2 protein-coding genes are annotated in these 2,053 nt (G+C 49.4%); both read right to left on the reverse strand.

The annotated features are described in order from the left end of the window. Positions 1–274 (reverse strand): DNA cytosine methyltransferase (locus tag FJ147_28380; protein ID MBM4259799.1); only part of this gene is annotated, 274 nt, incomplete at its 3' end. A gap of 17 nt (positions 275–291) precedes the next feature. Continuing rightward, the gene (locus FJ147_28385) at positions 292–2,049 is read right to left on the reverse strand and encodes a DEAD/DEAH box helicase (protein MBM4259800.1); all 1,758 of its coding nucleotides are present in this window, start codon (positions 2,047–2,049) and stop codon (positions 292–294) included. Between the last annotated feature and the right edge of the window lie 4 nt (positions 2,050–2,053).

Consider the following 2,053-nt stretch of genomic DNA (forward strand, 5'->3'; position numbering starts at 1 on the left):
TATCGGTGATTTTGACTTTTGTTATGTCGCCATGCGGTATCTCGCCGAAGTTTGCATGATAGGTCTTTCGCGCAAAGGTGTCCCACTCGCTTGAGAATACGCAAGTGCCTCCGTTTGATTTGAGTGCAATTCTGAAACCGCCAATTCCTGCAAACAGGTCCACGAAAGTGAAGGCTGGTTTGCCTTTCAGATGACGCCTTCGCGCAACATCAACGTCGAAAAGCCGAGACTGACTTTTATTGACTTTACTCCGTTTAGAAGAACTAAATGACATAAAGTTCCAGAATCAAATCACCTTGGAATCTCAATTGGCGGAAACGCCAAAATACTCACGTCGCCATTCGCCTCTTCTATCGCGTCTACGTCACCTAACCAAATTGTGAGAAAATTTTTTCCATCAAAGTCTTCTTCAGTAGCACGCCGGAAGGATACCTTACTTCGCAAAGAAATAGTTCGGTTGTCCCCCGGACGTGGACCATCAGAGTCAAGTGCACGCCCGAGAGAGAGACCCGCCGCGAATCTGCGGATGTCATTCACGAAGTCGAGGACAATCACTTTCTTTTTAGTTTTACTGAGCCGCAGGCCCCTACCGAGTTGTTGTACGAAAATTCTGCGGCTGTGAGTGACTCGCTGAAAGACAACAAGGTTGACGTCGGGAACATCGATTCCTTCATTCAATAAATCACACGCACACAATATTTCGGTTTTTCCTGATGCGAAGTCCCAGAGTTTTTTTGACCTTTCGACCGGTGAGAGCTTTTTGCCGTCATCACCCTTGCTAGATATTGCCTCCGCCCGTGCGAATCCAAGCTGGTTGATTTTTCTTGCCATGGTCTCGGCATATGCGACTGTTCCGCAGAAGACAATCCCTCGTCGCGGCGAACCAAGTTCAGTCCAAGCTTCAGCGAGGCGTTCAATCACGCCGTCATCCCATTCGGTTATGAAAAGTGTCCGATTAATCTTGTCCGGGGTGTAGCGGTCACCCTGGTCTTGTCGCAAACTGTCCCAGTCGATGTTGTCCGTAAACATTCGGTAGTCGACTTCAGCTAGGTACCCTTCTCGGAGACCCTGCGCCAAGTCGATACTGACAACCGGTTCATCAAATCGGTGACTTAGGTCTTGGCCATCGGGACGATGCGGGGTCGCAGTCAACCCTATAAGGAACGGCCCTCCCGGGGTGCCGATACCGAGATTGTCGAGAACCAACTCGTATTCAGTAGCCCCCAAATGATGACATTCATCGACAACCACAATTTCGAATAGCTCATTTGGAAATAGTCCCTTTGCCTGGTGCTCAAAGACGGCATCTTTAACTGCAAAAACGTATGAGTAGTTTCGAAGGTCATCAAAAGACTCTGGTTTTTCGCCGCCACCGATGATGCATGTCGCCTCGTCTGGGGTCATGAAAGGCCAAAAAGCGCGCTCGAGCTGCGCGACAAGGTCAATTGTATGAGCAAGCACTAACACCCGGATGTTTCGATTTGATTGCGCTCGAATCCGCCGAACTGCCTCGCCAGCAGTGACTGTTTTTCCAAGACCAGTGGCCAACACCACAAGGGCACTTCGGGTACTTGTATCCAGATAACCATCGACCAAACGCTCTACTGCGATTTTCTGATACTCGCGAAGATTTAGCCCTGACCCACGAGCAAATACTGGTGGTGTTTTTTCAAGTTCACGTCCCATTACCTCAATAAGCGGAGCATCCCAAAGTTCGATAAAAATACCTTCATTCCTAAGTTTCTCTTGTTGAAGACGAGCTGAAGCCGTGAACCCACCTGAACTTACGATGACAGCAATTCTTGCTCCATATTTGTGTCGTGCCTTGACAGTCTCCATTACGATGTTCTCGCCCACTGGGCTACGAAACCTTTTAACTTGGACGAGCCAACGTATATCGTCACCCCCGCCCATATTCGGACGAAGTGCGACAACATCGGCACCACCATCGCCAGACTGGCCGACGTGCCATACATGCGTGAAACCTTTGAGAGTCAAAAGGCGCTGTGAGAGTCTTTCGAGACCTTGCCAGGTCGATGTGGAAACCAGCGAT

The sequence above is a fragment of the Deltaproteobacteria bacterium genome (genome assembly GCA_016874775.1).
Lineage (GTDB): Bacteria > Desulfobacterota > Binatia > Bin18 > Bin18 > VGTJ01.